Annotated in this window: 14 protein-coding genes and 1 pseudogene; 5 read left to right on the forward strand and 10 right to left on the reverse strand. The window is 54.6% G+C overall.

The window, feature by feature from the left end; genetic code table 11:
* Positions 1 to 136: 136 nt before the first annotated feature.
* The 8 genes from K5Y35_RS20050 to K5Y35_RS20085 form a co-directional block, all read right to left on the reverse strand.
* Positions 137 to 2,377, reverse strand: coding sequence for a DEAD/DEAH box helicase (locus K5Y35_RS20050; RefSeq protein WP_222832716.1), 2,241 nt, complete (start codon positions 2,375 to 2,377; stop codon positions 137 to 139).
* Complete coding sequence (locus tag K5Y35_RS20055) at positions 2,352 to 3,647, reverse strand: ATP-binding protein (protein ID WP_222832717.1); 1,296 nt, start codon at positions 3,645 to 3,647, stop codon at positions 2,352 to 2,354. The genes K5Y35_RS20050 and K5Y35_RS20055 overlap by 26 nt, the downstream gene beginning before the upstream one ends.
* Positions 3,644 to 6,061, reverse strand: coding sequence for a TerB N-terminal domain-containing protein (locus tag K5Y35_RS20060; RefSeq protein WP_222834476.1), 2,418 nt, complete (start codon positions 6,059 to 6,061; stop codon positions 3,644 to 3,646). Before K5Y35_RS20060 ends, K5Y35_RS20055 begins: the two co-directional genes overlap by 4 nt.
* Before the next feature lie 459 nt (positions 6,062 to 6,520).
* A complete protein-coding gene (locus K5Y35_RS20065) occupies positions 6,521 to 7,192 on the reverse strand; it encodes a hypothetical protein (RefSeq protein WP_222832718.1) in 672 nt (223 codons plus the stop codon).
* Between the two features lie 188 nt (positions 7,193 to 7,380).
* Positions 7,381 to 8,520 carry a PD-(D/E)XK nuclease family protein gene (locus tag K5Y35_RS20070; protein WP_222832719.1) on the reverse strand — a complete coding sequence of 380 codons (1,140 nt, stop codon included), beginning with the start codon at positions 8,518 to 8,520 and terminating at the stop codon, positions 7,381 to 7,383.
* 527 nt (positions 8,521 to 9,047) lie between these two features.
* On the reverse strand, positions 9,048 to 9,761 hold the full coding sequence (locus tag K5Y35_RS20075) for an SDR family NAD(P)-dependent oxidoreductase (protein ID WP_123464157.1): 714 nt from the start codon (positions 9,759 to 9,761) through the stop codon (positions 9,048 to 9,050).
* A gap of 51 nt (positions 9,762 to 9,812) precedes the next feature.
* A complete protein-coding gene (locus tag K5Y35_RS20080) occupies positions 9,813 to 10,466 on the reverse strand; it encodes a DsbA family oxidoreductase (protein ID WP_222832720.1) in 654 nt (217 codons plus the stop codon).
* Positions 10,466 to 10,678: a tautomerase family protein gene (locus tag K5Y35_RS20085; RefSeq protein WP_123464161.1), complete on the reverse strand. Its 213-nt coding sequence runs from the start codon at positions 10,676 to 10,678 to the stop codon at positions 10,466 to 10,468. Before K5Y35_RS20085 ends, K5Y35_RS20080 begins: the two co-directional genes overlap by 1 nt.
* Before the next feature lie 311 nt (positions 10,679 to 10,989).
* On the opposite strand from K5Y35_RS20085, the gene K5Y35_RS20090 reads away from it, so the two are divergent.
* Positions 10,990 to 11,913 carry a LysR family transcriptional regulator gene (locus tag K5Y35_RS20090; protein WP_128614283.1) on the forward strand — a complete coding sequence of 308 codons (924 nt, stop codon included), beginning with the start codon at positions 10,990 to 10,992 and terminating at the stop codon, positions 11,911 to 11,913.
* A 146-nt stretch (positions 11,914 to 12,059) separates the two neighbouring features.
* Positions 12,060 to 12,364, forward strand: a pseudogene (locus tag K5Y35_RS20095) (carbonic anhydrase); the annotation flags it as partial.
* 192 nt (positions 12,365 to 12,556) lie between these two features.
* On the opposite strand, the gene K5Y35_RS20100 reads toward K5Y35_RS20095, so the two are convergent.
* On the reverse strand, positions 12,557 to 12,814 hold the full coding sequence (locus tag K5Y35_RS20100) for a DUF2790 domain-containing protein (protein WP_222832721.1): 258 nt from the start codon (positions 12,812 to 12,814) through the stop codon (positions 12,557 to 12,559).
* A gap of 264 nt (positions 12,815 to 13,078) precedes the next feature.
* Between K5Y35_RS20100 and K5Y35_RS20105 the strand changes: the two genes are divergently transcribed.
* The 3 genes from K5Y35_RS20105 (at position 13,079) to K5Y35_RS20115 (ending at position 14,721) form a co-directional block, all read left to right on the forward strand.
* The gene (locus K5Y35_RS20105) at positions 13,079 to 13,795 is read left to right on the forward strand and encodes an SAM-dependent methyltransferase (RefSeq protein WP_222832722.1); all 717 of its coding nucleotides are present in this window, start codon (positions 13,079 to 13,081) and stop codon (positions 13,793 to 13,795) included.
* A gap of 203 nt (positions 13,796 to 13,998) precedes the next feature.
* Entirely contained in the window at positions 13,999 to 14,193 is a 195-nt protein-coding gene (locus tag K5Y35_RS20110) for a hypothetical protein (protein ID WP_222832723.1), read from the forward strand.
* A gap of 147 nt (positions 14,194 to 14,340) precedes the next feature.
* Positions 14,341 to 14,721, forward strand: coding sequence for a hypothetical protein (locus K5Y35_RS20115; protein WP_222832724.1), 381 nt, complete (start codon positions 14,341 to 14,343; stop codon positions 14,719 to 14,721).
* Between the two features lie 12 nt (positions 14,722 to 14,733).
* On the opposite strand, the gene K5Y35_RS20120 is transcribed toward K5Y35_RS20115, so the two are convergent.
* Complete coding sequence (locus tag K5Y35_RS20120; RefSeq protein WP_222832725.1) at positions 14,734 to 14,892, reverse strand: DUF2986 domain-containing protein; 159 nt, start codon at positions 14,890 to 14,892, stop codon at positions 14,734 to 14,736.
* Positions 14,893 to 14,987 lie beyond the last annotated feature (95 nt).

Raw genomic sequence — 14,987 nt, forward strand, 5'->3', positions numbered from 1 at the left:
ACGCTTACTCCAGTTCATCGTTCTGAGGAAAAAATCGTCGAAAATGCCTCGAGCAACGGGCGAAATAAGCTCTCGTCGTGACCCTATTGCTTCAATCTCAAATCAGGGCCTTGGGCATCATTTCATTGGGATTTATTCAGGTTGCGGCGTGCGTTTGCGCAAAATCGATCGCGGTTGAGATATCCAATGAAATCGACGCAAACGACTTCATCAGCAATGATTCGGGCAATGCCCAATCCCATTTCTCGCGCAGCATGTTTTCTACGTCTGCGAGTATCAAATCCAGATCATTTGCATCCAGTTCACCAACGTCCTTGAGTGCCGCCAATGTCCGTTGGATATCGGCGTCAATCTCAATCGCTAAGCCCGCGTTATCACACGAGAGCCCCACATGATTGAGTAATAGGCGAAGCGCATCGTTGGCGTAATCACCCAGCCAACTGATCAGATAGCATTTGCCACCAGACTCAATGAGGTAGCGTTCACCGAGGCCTAACGCGTTGAATGTCTTTTTGGCTTCGTCGAGTAACGCTTGGGCATCGCGGTCTATGAATGGGCAGGGATTAGGGTCTGCGAGGACGGCTCGCATTTCCTTGCGCACGTTGTCATGCACCATGGCGCCCAGGCCGTCGAATAGGGGAGGGGCGCCCCCGCGTGCCGGGGCTACGATGATGACCTTTGCCTGAAGATCAACATCACGAACTTGCCACCGTCGGCCACCGAAAATGATGCGCTGATCCTTTGTCAAAGGCCTGCTGACGGGTACAGATCCTAGGGCTTTACCGTCGCACACCAGGCGGAACTCCTCATCGCTGATGAAGGCGCTATAGAACTCATAGTGGTTGATCAGGCGCTCACCGACTGTCCCAGGTAGCAACAAGCCCGAGCTGTCTTGGACGATGAGTTCATGTTCTCCCAGCGACTTGAGCAGCTTGAGAAAGTCGGATTTCTCTACGTTCTGGAATGCCGCTTCAGCGACCAAGTGTTTCCAAAGATCAGCCGCAGTTGCACCACCACACTGAGCAATTACAGAGAGACATTGCTGAACGAGTGTGGACGCATGAATACCCTGAGTCCGGGGAGGTTCGAACCATCCACCGAGCAACAAACGAACCACGGCAATGGTCTGAACCAAGCCTTGGCGTAACTGATCCGAAAGGCTGGAGATATCCTTCAGTGGCGACTCCTTGCAGTAAACGCGCAAGATCGCGTTTTCCCCCGGTCGTCTACCCGAGCGACCCAGTCTCTGTCGCAAGCTGGCCACCGAAGGTGGGGCGCCAATCTGCACCACTGTCTTGATGCTACCGATATCTATACCGAGCTCCAGCGTCGTTGTACAGATGGCTGATGCTGCTTGGTCGCCTGCCTTGAGGGCGTGCTCAGCTTGCTCGCGCAAGTCTTTCGAAAGGCTGCCGTGGTGGGGCCAGAACTCATTGGGCACACCATCTTTCTCACAACGCCGGCGCAACTGATCTGCGTACCATTCAACTTGCTGCCGGCTGTTTGGGAAAATCAGATTGTTGCTACCACGCAATACCTTGTAGAGATGGTCAGCGATCGCAAAGTCGGGACTTGCCTTGTTTTCCGTTTCGTCTTCTTCGCTTTGTTCGTCAGCAGATTGGATGAGAAGCTTTTTAAGCTCACTCATGGGGGGCTGGATGTAACCGCGAACCTGTACCTGGAGTGTCTGGCCTGAGTTTTCGGACTTGATGACGGTTACTCCTCCTGCGTCTGCAGAACGAAGAAACTCCTTAGCTAAACTCATATTGCCGAGCGTGGCTGAAAGCCCGACCCTGGGGAGAGGGCGCCTGGCAACGAGCTCTACTCGGTGCATCAGGGATTGAAGCTGTTTGCCTCGCTCACTTCCAATGAATGCATGCAACTCGTCCACGACGATATAACGCAGGTTCTGGAACACTCCGGCAAGAGTGGAGCCTCGGTTGACGAACAGAGCCTCCAGGGATTCAGGCGTGATCAGAAGCACCCCTTCAGGCGACTTCAGGAAGCGATGCTTTTTACTTGATGAAATGTCGCCATGCCAAGCCACCACGGGAATTTCGAGCTGCTCACAGAGGCGACCTAGTCTGTCCCATTGATCATTGATCAAGGCTTTAAGTGGACTGATGTACAGCACAGAGCCGGGAGGGTCATTGTGGTTGAGTAAATGGGTCAGGATGGGGAGGAACGCGGCCTCGGTTTTCCCCGCCGCCGTTGCGGCGGCAATGATGACATCCTGATCGGCATCCACCAGTACCGGTACAGCCCTTTCCTGGGCGTCACGCAAGGACGTCCAGCCTTCAGCCCAAATCCATCGCTGAATACGAGGTTCCAGCTGGTCGAATCCCGATGACTCAGAGTGTGAAGGTGGCAAGTTCATCGTCCGTGTCGACTTTCGTGTCTTCTTCTCCGCCCAGGTCTTTGGCTACCTCGACACCTCCCAGCAGCGTTTTCCAGTCAGCTCCCGGGTTCTGCTCCAAGATGGCTAGCAGATTGATAAATGCAGTGATCGTGGTGCGCGGCGTGCGGAAGTAGGCTTCACCCAAGCGCTGATTACAGTGCGCCATAAACAGGGGGAGCGCTTCGTCAGGCAGTAGATATTTTTCGACATCGCCGCCCGCGTAAACATTGCGAAGCTTCTGCAGCAGTACATAGAAGTCTTCGGGGGTGAGGCTGGTCAGACGAATCACCGGGCCCGACAGATCCACCAGCCCTGACTTGGCAAACGAGTTCTCTGCCAAGCGCGATTGCAGGGCAGGGTAGCTAAACAGACCTCGACGAGTGTCCATCAAGAACTCTGGGGTACCGCCCAAGACGAATCCGAGACCCTCAGAGGATCCCTGCAGCGAATCATTGAGGATGCGCAGGATCTGCTCGTAGTTGGCATTGCGTGCCTGCGTGTTGGCCAGCTTGTAGAGGTTGACTAGCTCGTCGAGGCAGATCATCAGACCGCCAAAACCTGCGAGTCTGACGAATCTCGACAGCAGCTTGAGCTGATCGTATACGGAGGCATCATCAATGATGGTTCGCACACCCAAGGCTGCGCGGGCATCGGTCTTGGTGGTGAACTCGCCACGCAACCAGCGAATGGCATCAGCCTTGAGTTGTTCGTTGCCTTCCTCGAAACCTCGGCAATACGCGGCGATTACTTCAGCGAAATCGTAGCCGTTGACCATCTCGGTCAACTCAGCCAGGTGTGCTCGAATGACAGTCTCACTGTCCGTGCCTGCCGCCTTGGCTTCCGTTTTGGCCTGCGAGATAAACTTCTCAACAATGCCTTGCATCGCACCACCGTCGGGCTTGGTGCGCGTCGACATGTTCTTGGCCAGCTCGGAGTAAAGCGAGCGTGCTTGACCGCCGGTGGCGTGCAACCTGCGATCCGGGTTTAAGTCAGCGTGCATGGTGACGAGTTTGCGCTCCATGGCGATGGCTCGAACCAAGTTCAAAAAGAACGTCTTGCCTGCACCGTACTCACCAATCACCACTCGAAATGCCGAACCGCTTTCGACCAGGCGATTGACGTCCTTGATCAGCGCATCCAGCTCTCCCACCCGGCCAACCTGAATCAAGTGTTGACCGACGCGAGGAACAACGCCTGCACGCAACGATTGGATGACCGCGTCGCGATCCTTGGCTCTGATAGTGCTCATAGGGCTAGTTCTTCCAGAATGTCTGTATTGATCTCGATGGGATCATCACCTTCGGTGACGGGCATGTCGAAACGCTCAAAAGCCATGTCATTGATTTGCTCCAGGGCGCCATCGAGCATCAGCTCCATATCGCTGGCAGCGGCTTCAAGTTCGGATCGGCTCCATTCGGCACGGGAAATCAACAAGCGCAAGAATGCAGAATGTTCCAGATCGAGGCCGGCAACGTCAGCAGTGGTTTCGGTCGCCGACTCCACAGTTTCAACGGCCTGTTCCGGCTCCTCAACCTGGTCATCAGTGAATACCTGGGCGAGGAGGGCAGAGACTTCAGCCGTTTCACGTTGCAGCTCAGCAATGCGCTCGTGATCGAGCACGAAGCCCTGTGTTGCAACGGCGGCTGATTGTGTGCCGGGTTCGGTTGGAGTGGAGCTTGTTGCAGGTTTGACGGGAGTAATACTCGCCCCGGCTGCGGCGCCGTGAAGATCGCTGTAGAGCAGTTGACTATCCAGTTGCAGCGCCTTGTAAACACGCTCAAGAAGTTTCACTTCAGCAGGGCTGACGATCCCATCGGCTTGAGCCAAGTGAGCCAGGAAACTGGCAATCGTGCGCTTAGCTTCGACAGTTAATGGATCGAGCTTTTTCTTCAAGCTTGCCAGCGTTGGTGGTTGCTGGATTTGAATCTGCAGGTGCGCCTTGAGACGTTTGCGATGGGCAACGCTCAGGTGGCTCCAGGAGTCGATGTGCTGAGCAAGTAGTGAGACTTCTTCATTGGATGTATCGCCGTCAGCAGAGGCGACTGAGCTGGCCAGATCGAGTGTGACAGAGGCCGCATTGTAGGCCGCCGACGCTCGAAGTGATCCGTCCTCAGGTTGGGTCACGAACAGCGCGATACGATCTTCAGCTTTTGGAGTCCTACTACCAGCGAGAACATCAGGCTCCATACCGATATGAAGTGATTCCAATGCACGAGCAAGGGCCAGAACCTTGTCACGAGATAACGCACCAGCGCTCTTGAATCGACCGGCGAGTTCTCCAAAGCTCATGACAATTAGATCGTCACCGATTCTGCTTTGAAGCTCATCCAACTCCGTACGGGCTGTAGCTGGCCATAGGGTGACTGGAAGTTGCAGCAGGCCTTCAAGGGCTTCTGCGCTTTCAGGGTTTCGGCCTAGATAACGGCTGTAGGGTTCTAGCTCGCTGGTGCACAGCTCCACCAACGACTGCAGACTTTTGCGCGTTCCCGACGTTGCCATGACATCAGGAAGATCACCCACGTTAAGCGAGGGGGCCATTAGAACTGCCGAGGCAGGTCGATAGCTGGCTTTAAGCTTGGTCTTGTTTTGGGCGAGGATTAGACCCGCAGGATGTGTACTGGCGTACTTAAGCTTGAACAGCGCCGCGAAGACATTCTTGCACCGGGTTACCGGAGTGCGCTTGCTGATATTGGGGTCAGCTAACGCCCATGCCAATGCCCAGGTGGCATCAAGTGGTCGTTTGTTTGCGGCGTGTTGCCCCAAACCAATACGCAGTGGAAGCGGCATTTCATAGCTGTAAGCAACTGCATCGGGAGGTGGGCCAAGGTAAAGGCTGGGGTCGAGCGTTTGATTGCTCAGGTAGTCCAGAAAGCCCTCTGCGTACCCTCTGAACGATCGACTCTCTCCATAAATACTGAGCAATCGTTGGACTTCTTTGACGATCAGGGGAATCTCGGCCTTCACCTGCGGATCGCTTACTGCATCAACGAGAGCACGACGCTCAAGGCCATAGAAAAACAGAAAAACGTAGCCAGTGTCTGCCAGCGGATCACGCCGTCCGCCTTCTAGCCACTGCAGGTAACCGCGCCGAGCCTCAGGCGATATGGAATGAAAACTCGGCCAGTAGGACATCAGCCGCTCTTCGATATCAACGTACGACTTGGCTATCCGTAGTTTGGGATTGAGCAGTGATGGCTCTTGCGCGTCGTATCGACCCAGCGCGCTTCCTACATAGAGCATTCCACCTGGAAGTGAAAAGCCAGCCACGGTAACTGACTCGCCCGCAGGCACCCAGCGGGTATCTGATTTCTGCTTACTCACATCTGGGATTTTGAAGGAGGCGGAAGAAGGGGAGCCGAGTTGGACGGTATAAAAGTCGGAGGTTTCTTCAGACGTATTGCTCGACGAAACGTCTTGCATCGAGAAGGTCACGTTCTTGTCGCGTGACTCATGCAGAGGTGTTGTCGTTGAGGCAGATTTTTGCAACTGCGCAAGCTGCCGTTTCGTGCGTGTGGCTAACAACCACATGACCCCGCCGATGCAAGCAACCACGCCAATAGCGATCCATGCATTCTTCGGGATCGAAGCGAACGCACCAAAAACCAGTGCAAAGATAATCAAGATGCCGGTGCCGCTGGAGTTTTTTGCTTTCTTCCTTGCCATGAGTATTTCAGCCTTGAAAGGTGGATGCTGGCGCAATGGAAGTATCCGACAAATGCATTCATAGGGCCATGGGCTACGCAGGGCTTCTGATCGGAAAAAAACCATCAGAGACCCGAAGGCCTTAGCTGTCACAGTCGTCCTGGTGATCGAGCGCTTTGGCTATAGCCGTTTTTTTCCAACGGGTTGAATTACTCAAGCATGGAATATAGGCCTTCGATTGATTTTTTCCGCCAACCAGCTGTGACACTTAACTGGGCTGAGGTTTGATTAAGTATGTGGGTTTGTCTCAGCTTAACGGGCCGCTTTTGACCGGAACCAGGCGTTCGCAGGCGCCAGCTACCGGCCAACAGCGGACATAGGCAAACGACAGCCATTTTCCATTTTTCCATCCGAACAGTTCAAGGTGCTAGGGCGACGCTTTAGCTTGTCCGTTGAAGTGTCCTGTTGGGCGCGACACTATCAGCTAACGCTTCGAAACTCATTTTCTAGTTCCCTTGAAAGAGCAATAGCTTCCTCGTTGAAACCTTTCACCAAAACTATACCGATAAAATTGTTCATTTTTTTGTATTGCGGGTGATTTTTACGATTCACGTAACGCCAATACTTGCTTGAAATCATGATGGGTTTAAACATAGGGTCGTCTGAAATTGGAAGCATCTCCTTAATTCTAGCAATTTCCTTCTGGCGCATACGCTCCTTTAGGTTTGAAACTATTTTTTTCTTTGAGATATCCTCAAGCGCCTGATTGATAGCATCTACTTCTATAAATGAAATGCTGGGAAGACTTGCTGCCTCTCGAAGATACTTTTCCTTTTTCGGATCAGAAGAGTTTGCAACTCTCTCAATCTGGGCGATATTTTCTTCTGGAGAAGAAAGTCCTTCTCTAAATTTTTCATATAGAGGGAACGCATCATCAGGACTTCTTCCACCTATGATGTGCAATGCAAAGGCAGCAAGTAGTGAAAGGAACGTTAGTCCCAAGAAAACCAGCATCACTACGAACGTCTGTTCTGCGGTAATTTGAGAAAATATAGGAAGAGAAAGCCACTCCTTGTACAAGCTCCAAAAGACAAATGCGCCAATTGCTGCTACACCGCCAACAGTAAATGCAGCCTTCCAGAGTCGTTCCATATTTTCTCCTTGTCCAGTTTTTGCTAAATGACATGAAGTGAGGAGGAAAGGTGACGTGGCTTTTAGCCACTTCAAGGAGTTTAGCTGTTGACTCGAGGTCTGCAATTGGACGATTTCGTGCCTTCCACGACAGGTTGAAACCGACCCATAGCTGCCTCTGATCAGTGGCAGAAATCGGCCAAATGCGGTCAGGCGAACCGCTGGTAAGCGCGCTGCCACAGTTCGTGAGCGCCATCTATCAGGCTGACGGCAATCGACTCCCTCGTCTCCGGATCTCGGAGGAGGGCCAGGTCCTCATTGGAAGGGGCATGTAGGTTCACATTGAACTTAGAGAACTTCCAGAACAGGTTGCCCGAATTGCGAGTGTTGGGTGCGATCTCTCGACTCAGCGCCAAAAGGCGCTCCCGGTCTTCCGGGAACTGTTCACCGTCACAGTAGTAGCCAACGTAGAGGCGGTGGTTGAGTTCGATGTATACGCCACCATTCATAAACGGAAAGGGGAAAGTGAGGCCAATGTATTTGCTGTTTTTGGCCTTCTTGTAATAGGCGGAAACCGCCTCCTTCGTGGCCGAAATTTCGGGCTTGCCGAGTTGCGGATATTGGCTCGCTTGGCAAGCCGTCATGCGCTCCCAAATATCGAACTGTAGATCGGCCAGTACGGACTTGAATGCATGGTTGATGTCGGCGATCACGAAGAGATTCTCGCCCAGCAGGATCTGTTCTTTTAGCTTGCTCATGTAGATCTCACCCTGGTCACTGGATGTCAGCTTTTGGAGTAGTTCGATGTACTGAAAAACGCTTTCCCGCACGCCGGGCTCGCGGGCAACCAGTGGAATACAGTCCTTCAACCAAGCGATGATCTCAGCTTCGTAGCTGAGAAGAAATACAGGCAGAGACTTGCGACTCTGTTCACTGGGCTCGGAACCATCCAGGGTGAGATACGTGGTCCAAATCTCGCCGTAGCCTTCCGCCCGCATTCGCTGGTGGTAGCGCCAGAGCTGCTCGTCCTGATCGCCGGCGTAGATCTTGTTCTCGATGATCACTGCCTGCTTGGATTGGTTGCGGACCAAGATGTCGATGTTCTGGTACTCGACCTCGACAATCGCATTCTCTGAATCGAAGTTCTGGATGCCCAGTCGCTTCAACAGGAGATTCAGTAGAGCTGTTCCCTGATTGTGGGTTGCCTTTGGGTCGAGCAAGAAGGCGAGGAAGCGCGAGTGAAGCCGAACCTCGTCACTCGCGCTGCGGAGTACGGAGAAGAGGTTGAAGTCTGCCGGGCGCTGATACCTCGCGCGCAGAAGAGCTATGGTTTGCAAAAAATCGTCCATGAGAGTGGGTCCCTGATTAAGGCCGAGTTGTGGCGCGCAGTATCAGGCAAATCACGCTCTTATGTAATGGCTAATTGATGCTGCTAGCATCATTCAAGTCTTGGTTTAGAGCTGTGTCGATCGTTCGACCTTGCCAATGAAGCGTTTTGCGAAGTCGCATCACACTGAGTAATCCGGAATCGCTGTAAACAGCCCCAGCTTTTGTAGACTCGCGATGACCGCTTTTGGCCGAAAGCAGTCACTCGCAAGTGCCTTCCTGCTCATGCTGAAACCTTTTTGATTAGCACCTGCCGCAGATAATGGGCAATCACCACAACGGTGGCCAGGCCCTCTTAAGCATCAGTCATGCACGGGCGTTCCCTGTTCGAAGAAGTGGTTCGAATGCATCGACCAGAGAGTCAGGCAATGGTAGACAGATCCGGGGGGCTTAGTTTAGACACCGCGAAAAAAGCCCCCACACCGTGGCCAGGTGTGGGAGCCGATTGAACATAGGCTGAAAATTGCCGCACAGAAACTGGCGGTTTGCTTCAATGACCGGCGCTTTGGCCTCCATCGACGTGCAGGATTTCGCCAGTGACGAAGTTGGCGCTGTCCAAGTACAGCACCGCTGCGACGATGTCTTGCACTTCGCCCATGTGGCCGACCGGATGCAGGCTGCCTAGAGCGGCGTGGCTTTCCTCTCCATGCATCGGGGTCTTGATGATGCCTGGCGATACAGCGTTAACGCGAATACCGCGCTTGGCGTACTCGATCGCCAGGGATTTGGTCGCGGCGTTCATGCCGCCTTTGGTAAGCGATGCGAGCACCGATGGCACGCCCTCGATAGCGTGATCGACCAGCGTAGTGGTGATGCTGACCACATGCCCACCCTCACCTTGTTTCTCCATCTGGGCAATCGCCTGTTGCGACATATGGAAGAAGCTGCCCATGTTGGTGGCCACGGTGTTTACATACTCTTCACGGGTATAGGCCGTGAAAGGTTTGGCCAGGAAGATCCCGGCGTTGTTCACCAGAGTGTCAATGCGGCCGAAACGCGCTACGCCTTCGCGGATGATTTTCTCGGCAGTAGCCGGATCGGCAATGTCACCTGCGACGGTCAGGATGTCCGGGTCCGATGACGGTTTGATGGAGCGAGAAGTCGCAACCACTTGATAGCCGAGTTTACGAAAACCTTCGACGATTCCTGCGCCCAGACCTTGGGATGCGCCAGTAACCACAACGACTTTTTTTGAATGGCTCATGATAATTCCTCGATAGTTTATGAAAGTTGTTTCAATGGATAAGTAGGGCCATCAGGCTGGCGCCGACTCTCGCGCCATTTGTCTGAGGATCTGTTCGTATTCCTCGACTGACTGCGATCCGGACACCAGATGACCACCGTTCAGCACCATGGCCGGGACCGAGTTGATACCGCGTTGAAGGTAAAAATCTTCTAGCTCACGGATTTCCGTGGCGAACTCGTCGGTGTCCAGTATCTGCCGGGCGCGAGCGGCGCAAAGTCCCGCTTCACCGGCCAGGCGCACCAGGGTTTCGGGGGCACTGGGGTTCTGGCCGTCGGTGAAATACGCCTTGAGCAGGATGTTCTTCAGCGCGAGCTGTTGACCGTCTTGCGCCGCCCAGAACAGCAGCCTGTGAGCATCGAAGGTGTTGTAGAAATGGCTGCGTTTTGCCAGGTCAAACTCAAAACCGATGGCTTTGCCACGGGCGATCACTGAGTCATTGCGCGAGGCAATTTGCTCGGCGCTGCGGCCATACTTGCGCATCATGTGCCTGACTGCGTGTTCACCCTCGGCGGGCATGCCCGGGTTGAGTTCGAAGGGTTTGAACGTCAACACGACGACAACTTCGCCGGTCAGATTGGCAATGGCCTGTTGCAAGGCCGTGGCGCCAAGCGCACACCAGGGGCACACGACATCCGACACAAAGTCGACTCTGATGAGCCTCATTACTTGGGCTCCACCAGCGACTTGCGGTACTCGGTTGTGGTTATTCCAGCGTAGCCCCAGTTATCGGTATCCACTTCCTCGATCACGATATGCGTCAGGTGCGGATCCTTGTTGAGCACCGTCTCCATGGTTTTGGTGATCTCGGCGATGACCTGAGCTTTCTGTTCTTTGGTAACACCGTCACGGGTAATACGAACGCTGATGAAAGGCATGGGAGAGTCTCCAGTTCGCTCCCCATCCATATGATGAGGCGGCAAGTGGAATGAACTCTAGAAGGTTGCCTTGGATGAATAAATGCGGGTCTGGTCACTTCATTTATGACACAGTGTAATGAATTGAGTCGTTGCCAACCCTTGCAGACCATGACTCGGGCATTCCACTGTTCGGAGGCTGATTCACTAGCATCCACCTCTGCTTCATAAAACGATGCCGGTGGAACAGCTCCCTGAAATCAACTGCTCGCCACTGCATGATCGACATCGGTAAGCTTTCGCGACTTTGCCCAATACTCAGTGTGATTAATATGAAGCGCCATTTTGATGACCTGCAGCTAGGAAGCATCGAGCTATTTTGCCTCGCCTCGGAAACGGGCAGTTTTACTGCAGCAGCGCAAGTAGCAGGTGTGACGCCTGCGGCAGTAAGCCGCTCGATTTTGCGACTTGAGGAGCGTTTGGGATCACGCCTGTTCGTGAGAACCACGCGCAGCATCCGGATGACTGAGCCGGGGCGAGTGTTCTACGAACAATGCCGACAAGCCCTGACTCAACTGGTGGAAGCGCAGCAAGAAGTCATGGGCGCTCAATCGACACCTTCAGGGCGGCTGCGTATCAGTCTTCCGACCACCTACGGGCATCACCGGATCTTGCCGCTTCTGCCGAAGTTTCGAGCGCTTTATCCAGACGTCAGCGTGGATATCCACTTGGGTAACCGAAATATCGACTTTGTAGCGGAGGGCTATGATCTGGCGATTCGGGTCCGGGCTCAACCTGACTCGACGCTGATTGCCCGCTTGCTCGAAGACGCACAACTGGTCGTGGTCGCGACACCTGAATACCTGACCAAAGCCGGCACCCCAACGACGCTGGATGACCTTGTCGCTCACGAGTGCATTCAATTTGAACTGCCCAGCAGCGGTCGAAGCATCTCATGGCTGTTCGACGTCGAGGGGAAACACCGTGAGATCTTCACTGAGGGTAGATATTGCTGTTCGGATGATGTGCTGGGCGGCGTTACCCTGGCCAAACACAGTGCTGGTCTGTTCCAGACTTACAAATTCATTGTCGAGCGCGAATTGGCCGATGGAAGCCTCGTCGAGGTGCTCCAGCCCTACAACGGACGCTCCAGGCCCTACACCCTTCTGTACCCCCATGGACGCTACGTTCCTCAGCGGGTCAGGGCATTCGTCGACTTTCTGCTGCAGTATCGAGCCGACTGGGCGGCGAATTGAACGAGGGAGTGTCAGCCTGCGCTGCCGATTGATCGACCATCTGGCTTGACCACTGGTGATATCGAGGGGTTCAAGCAAACCGAATTTCAAACGCGTGATACCTGGCAGATCGCCCAAATTGATTGCGAGGATCGTTGTTTGCCGGGATGTTCATCACCTGCTCGGACAGCCGTGTTGTGCCCGAACTCCTGACGCAGCGCGAACCCGGCGAACTGTTCGTGATTCGCAACGCCGGCAACATTGTGCCGGCGTAAGGCCCTGAACCGGGCGGCGTCTCGGCCAGCGTCGAATATGCGGTCGCAGTGTTCGGCGTATAGGACATCGTGATCTGCGGTCACTCGGACTGCGAGGCGATGGGCGCGATTTCACGCTGCACCTGCTTGGATCATCTTCGGCGGTAGCCAGTTGGCTACGGCACTCAGACGCCGCGAAAGAGATTAACGCCGCCCACAACCTTAGAAATGCAGGTATAAAAAAGCCCGTCAAGGGGGGGAGGGCTGTGAAAAGTCATGAGATACGGTAAAAAGTTTATACCACCACAAGCATTCTGCTTGGAAACCGACACCAAAATTCACGCATAACGGGCTTCAGTTAACGGAGCGTTTGGTCGGTACTCTTCAGATAACGAATTACCAACTCAGACTCAACTGGGACAGCCGGTGCCCATGACTTGATATTGCAGAACGTGGAGCTCGCCATGGGAATCTTCGTAGGTCATTTGCACCGGTACAGGGGCACATTCGTTGGCCAGTTCGGTGATAAAGGTAACGTGTTCGATATCCAATTTTGTCGAAGAGCTGTAGGTCTCGACCGGGAGATTCGCCGCGTCCGATTTATCGGCATAAGCGTGCGCACCGAAACTGCCCAACAGTAAATCCGGTGCAATTTTCTTAAAGTTCATAATGTTCACCGTCTCGTTGAAAACCGTGTTTGTTCGCGGGTTGGAGACGATGCTAAGGGTAGGAGCGGCGAGGAAATATCGGCGGGCTGGACAAATACTGTTGCTTAATCTCGTATGAATCAGAGTAATGGATGTCCTTGGCGCTTAACGATGCGTATCCCACGCCAGATTCTCATTCCCTACAGGAATGTAGCCTATAAAATTACGCCATTTTCCTTATCTCTGCCCCCGGGGTAGCGTGCTCCCAAGACAAGGAGAATCGCCATGCCCTCGACCCCGACCCGATCCGCAGACAAATTCGACACTTCCCGCGCCAACGAATACGCCAGACAAAGTCGCATCGCCCTGGCCGGTTACGATGCCTGTCACGATCTGGCTGCGTGCATGTTGGCGGCCACTTTGGGGCCGTTGCGTGGCGCCAAGGTGTTGGTGGTTGGCGCGGGCGGTACGGCGCAGGAAATCATCGCAATGGCCGCGCTTGAGCCGGACTGGCGTTTCACTGCGGTCGATCCTTCGGCACCGATGTTGGAGGCTGCGACGCAGCAGTTGCAGGCCAATGATTTGCTCGGCAGGACAGACGTGCATCTCGGGCATGTCGAGGACTTGCCGGCGCAGGCATCGTTCGACGCGGCCACATTGATCGGTGTGCTGCACCACTTGAATGGCGATGACGCCAAGCGACAGATCCTGCGCTCGGTTCAGGCCCGGCTGAAACCGGGTGCGCCGCTGATTGTGGCGGGCAATCACTACGCCTATGCCAGCCAGCCGTTATTGCTGCAAGCCTGGGGGCAGCGTTGGCGGCAGCAGGGCGCGAGTGCCGAGGAGGTGAGGGCGAAACTCGGGAAGATTTTGCAGGGCGCCGATCCGCCGCATTCCGAGGCGGCGGTTCAGGCGTTGTTGCACGAGGCCGGATTTGGTGAGGCGACGCGGTTCTTCAGCAGCCTTTTCTGGGGCGCGTGGCTGGCGTGTAAAACGCGCTGAGCGGGTTGTGTTCGATCCAGTGAACGCCTTACAAAATCTGCGATCAGGACTTGTCAGTCGAACTTGACCAGGTCCTTGAAGATCAGTGGCCCCCAGCTTTTTTCTTGCGCCGACACCAGCACACGCAAATCCAACTACGATCAAGCAACGACAGGCAAGGCGGTCGCTTTTCATCATGGCGAAGTCACTGGAGCGTTAGTGTTATGGACTTCATCGCTGACTTCTTGATCAACGAGCTGGCTCATCGGGTCGGTGTTTGCGTGCTGCGCTTGCTCAGTGGCGGCCGCTTCAAGGGCGAAAGCGGTTTTGCCTGGGGCTGGGCCGTCGCCGTCGGTGGCCTGGTGCTGTTCGCCCCTGTTGTGGCTTTCATCGCCTGGTTGATCTACTCCGGGGGCTAATGAGGGGCGGGCGCTTATGAAGATACCCCTGCGGCAGACCCGACAGGGATCGTAATGTCAGCGATTTAATGTACCCATGACAATTCTTTGATTGTATTGATTTGCCAGTCCTACGATGAGCCTCGACCATCCGCACCGAGGCTCATCATGCACGTCGCCATCCTGACCTTTGAAGGGTTCAACGAACTCGATTCGCTCATCGCCTTCGGCATCCTCAATCGGGTGCCCGGCTGGCGCGTGTCGATTGCCAGCCCCACGGACAAGGTGCGGTCAATGAACGGACTGACCGTCGAGGCGCAGGTGTCGCTGGAGGAGGCCGGGGGCGCGGTGCTCAATCAACCGTTCGTGGCCAACGGCAATGTCGCCACCGCCGGCGGATGTCTGGCTTCGCAGTATCTGGCAGCCTGGTTTATCGCGTGCCTTGCCGGTGTGGACGCCGCGTGCGATGCGTTGCGGTACGTGGTGCCGGTGGGGGAGCAGGAGCTCTACATCACGCGGGCGCTGGCGAACATTTCGCCATTTCTATAAAACTGGCCGGGATCAGCTCTCGGTAGTTTCAACCGGTTCTACCGGCGCCTCGGCGGCCATCTTCAAGCGATCGGCCTTGCTGATGTACTTGGGCTTTTTCGGCGCCAGTTTGGAGCTGGCCTTTTTGGCCTTTTCCTTGAACAACTGCTGAAGTTTCTTTTGACGATTCATGGGGCTACCCGGCCTGTAAGTTTGAATATCGACTAGCGAAGGGCGTAGACGTGCCACGTTTGCCCTTGCGCTGAAAAAGGGTGGGATCCTGACGT

Source organism: Pseudomonas sp. SC3(2021), from assembly GCF_019856535.1.
In the GTDB taxonomy this organism is placed as follows: domain Bacteria; phylum Pseudomonadota; class Gammaproteobacteria; order Pseudomonadales; family Pseudomonadaceae; genus Aquipseudomonas; species Aquipseudomonas monsensis.

Bases quoted from the DNA above. Each gene is read 5' to 3' on its own strand.
- K5Y35_RS20050 (WP_222832716.1), bottom strand. From the start codon at position 2,377: ATGAACTTGCCACCTTCACACTCTGAGTCATCGGGATTCGACCAGCTG.
- K5Y35_RS20055 (WP_222832717.1), bottom strand. From the start codon at position 3,647: ATGAGCACTATCAGAGCCAAGGATCGCGACGCGGTCATCCAATCGTTG.
- K5Y35_RS20060 (WP_222834476.1), bottom strand. From the start codon at position 6,061: ATGGCAAGGAAGAAAGCAAAAAACTCCAGCGGCACCGGCATCTTGATT.
- K5Y35_RS20065 (WP_222832718.1), bottom strand. From the start codon at position 7,192: ATGGAACGACTCTGGAAGGCTGCATTTACTGTTGGCGGTGTAGCAGCA.
- K5Y35_RS20070 (WP_222832719.1), bottom strand. From the start codon at position 8,520: ATGGACGATTTTTTGCAAACCATAGCTCTTCTGCGCGCGAGGTATCAG.
- K5Y35_RS20075 (WP_123464157.1), bottom strand. From the start codon at position 9,761: ATGAGCCATTCAAAAAAAGTCGTTGTGGTTACTGGCGCATCCCAAGGT.
- K5Y35_RS20080 (WP_222832720.1), bottom strand. From the start codon at position 10,466: ATGAGGCTCATCAGAGTCGACTTTGTGTCGGATGTCGTGTGCCCCTGG.
- K5Y35_RS20085 (WP_123464161.1), bottom strand. From the start codon at position 10,678: ATGCCTTTCATCAGCGTTCGTATTACCCGTGACGGTGTTACCAAAGAA.
- K5Y35_RS20090 (WP_128614283.1), top strand. From the start codon at position 10,990: ATGAAGCGCCATTTTGATGACCTGCAGCTAGGAAGCATCGAGCTATTT.
- K5Y35_RS20100 (WP_222832721.1), bottom strand. From the start codon at position 12,814: ATGAACTTTAAGAAAATTGCACCGGATTTACTGTTGGGCAGTTTCGGT.
- K5Y35_RS20105 (WP_222832722.1), top strand. From the start codon at position 13,079: ATGCCCTCGACCCCGACCCGATCCGCAGACAAATTCGACACTTCCCGC.
- K5Y35_RS20110 (WP_222832723.1), top strand. From the start codon at position 13,999: ATGGACTTCATCGCTGACTTCTTGATCAACGAGCTGGCTCATCGGGTC.
- K5Y35_RS20115 (WP_222832724.1), top strand. From the start codon at position 14,341: ATGCACGTCGCCATCCTGACCTTTGAAGGGTTCAACGAACTCGATTCG.
- K5Y35_RS20120 (WP_222832725.1), bottom strand. From the start codon at position 14,892: ATGAATCGTCAAAAGAAACTTCAGCAGTTGTTCAAGGAAAAGGCCAAA.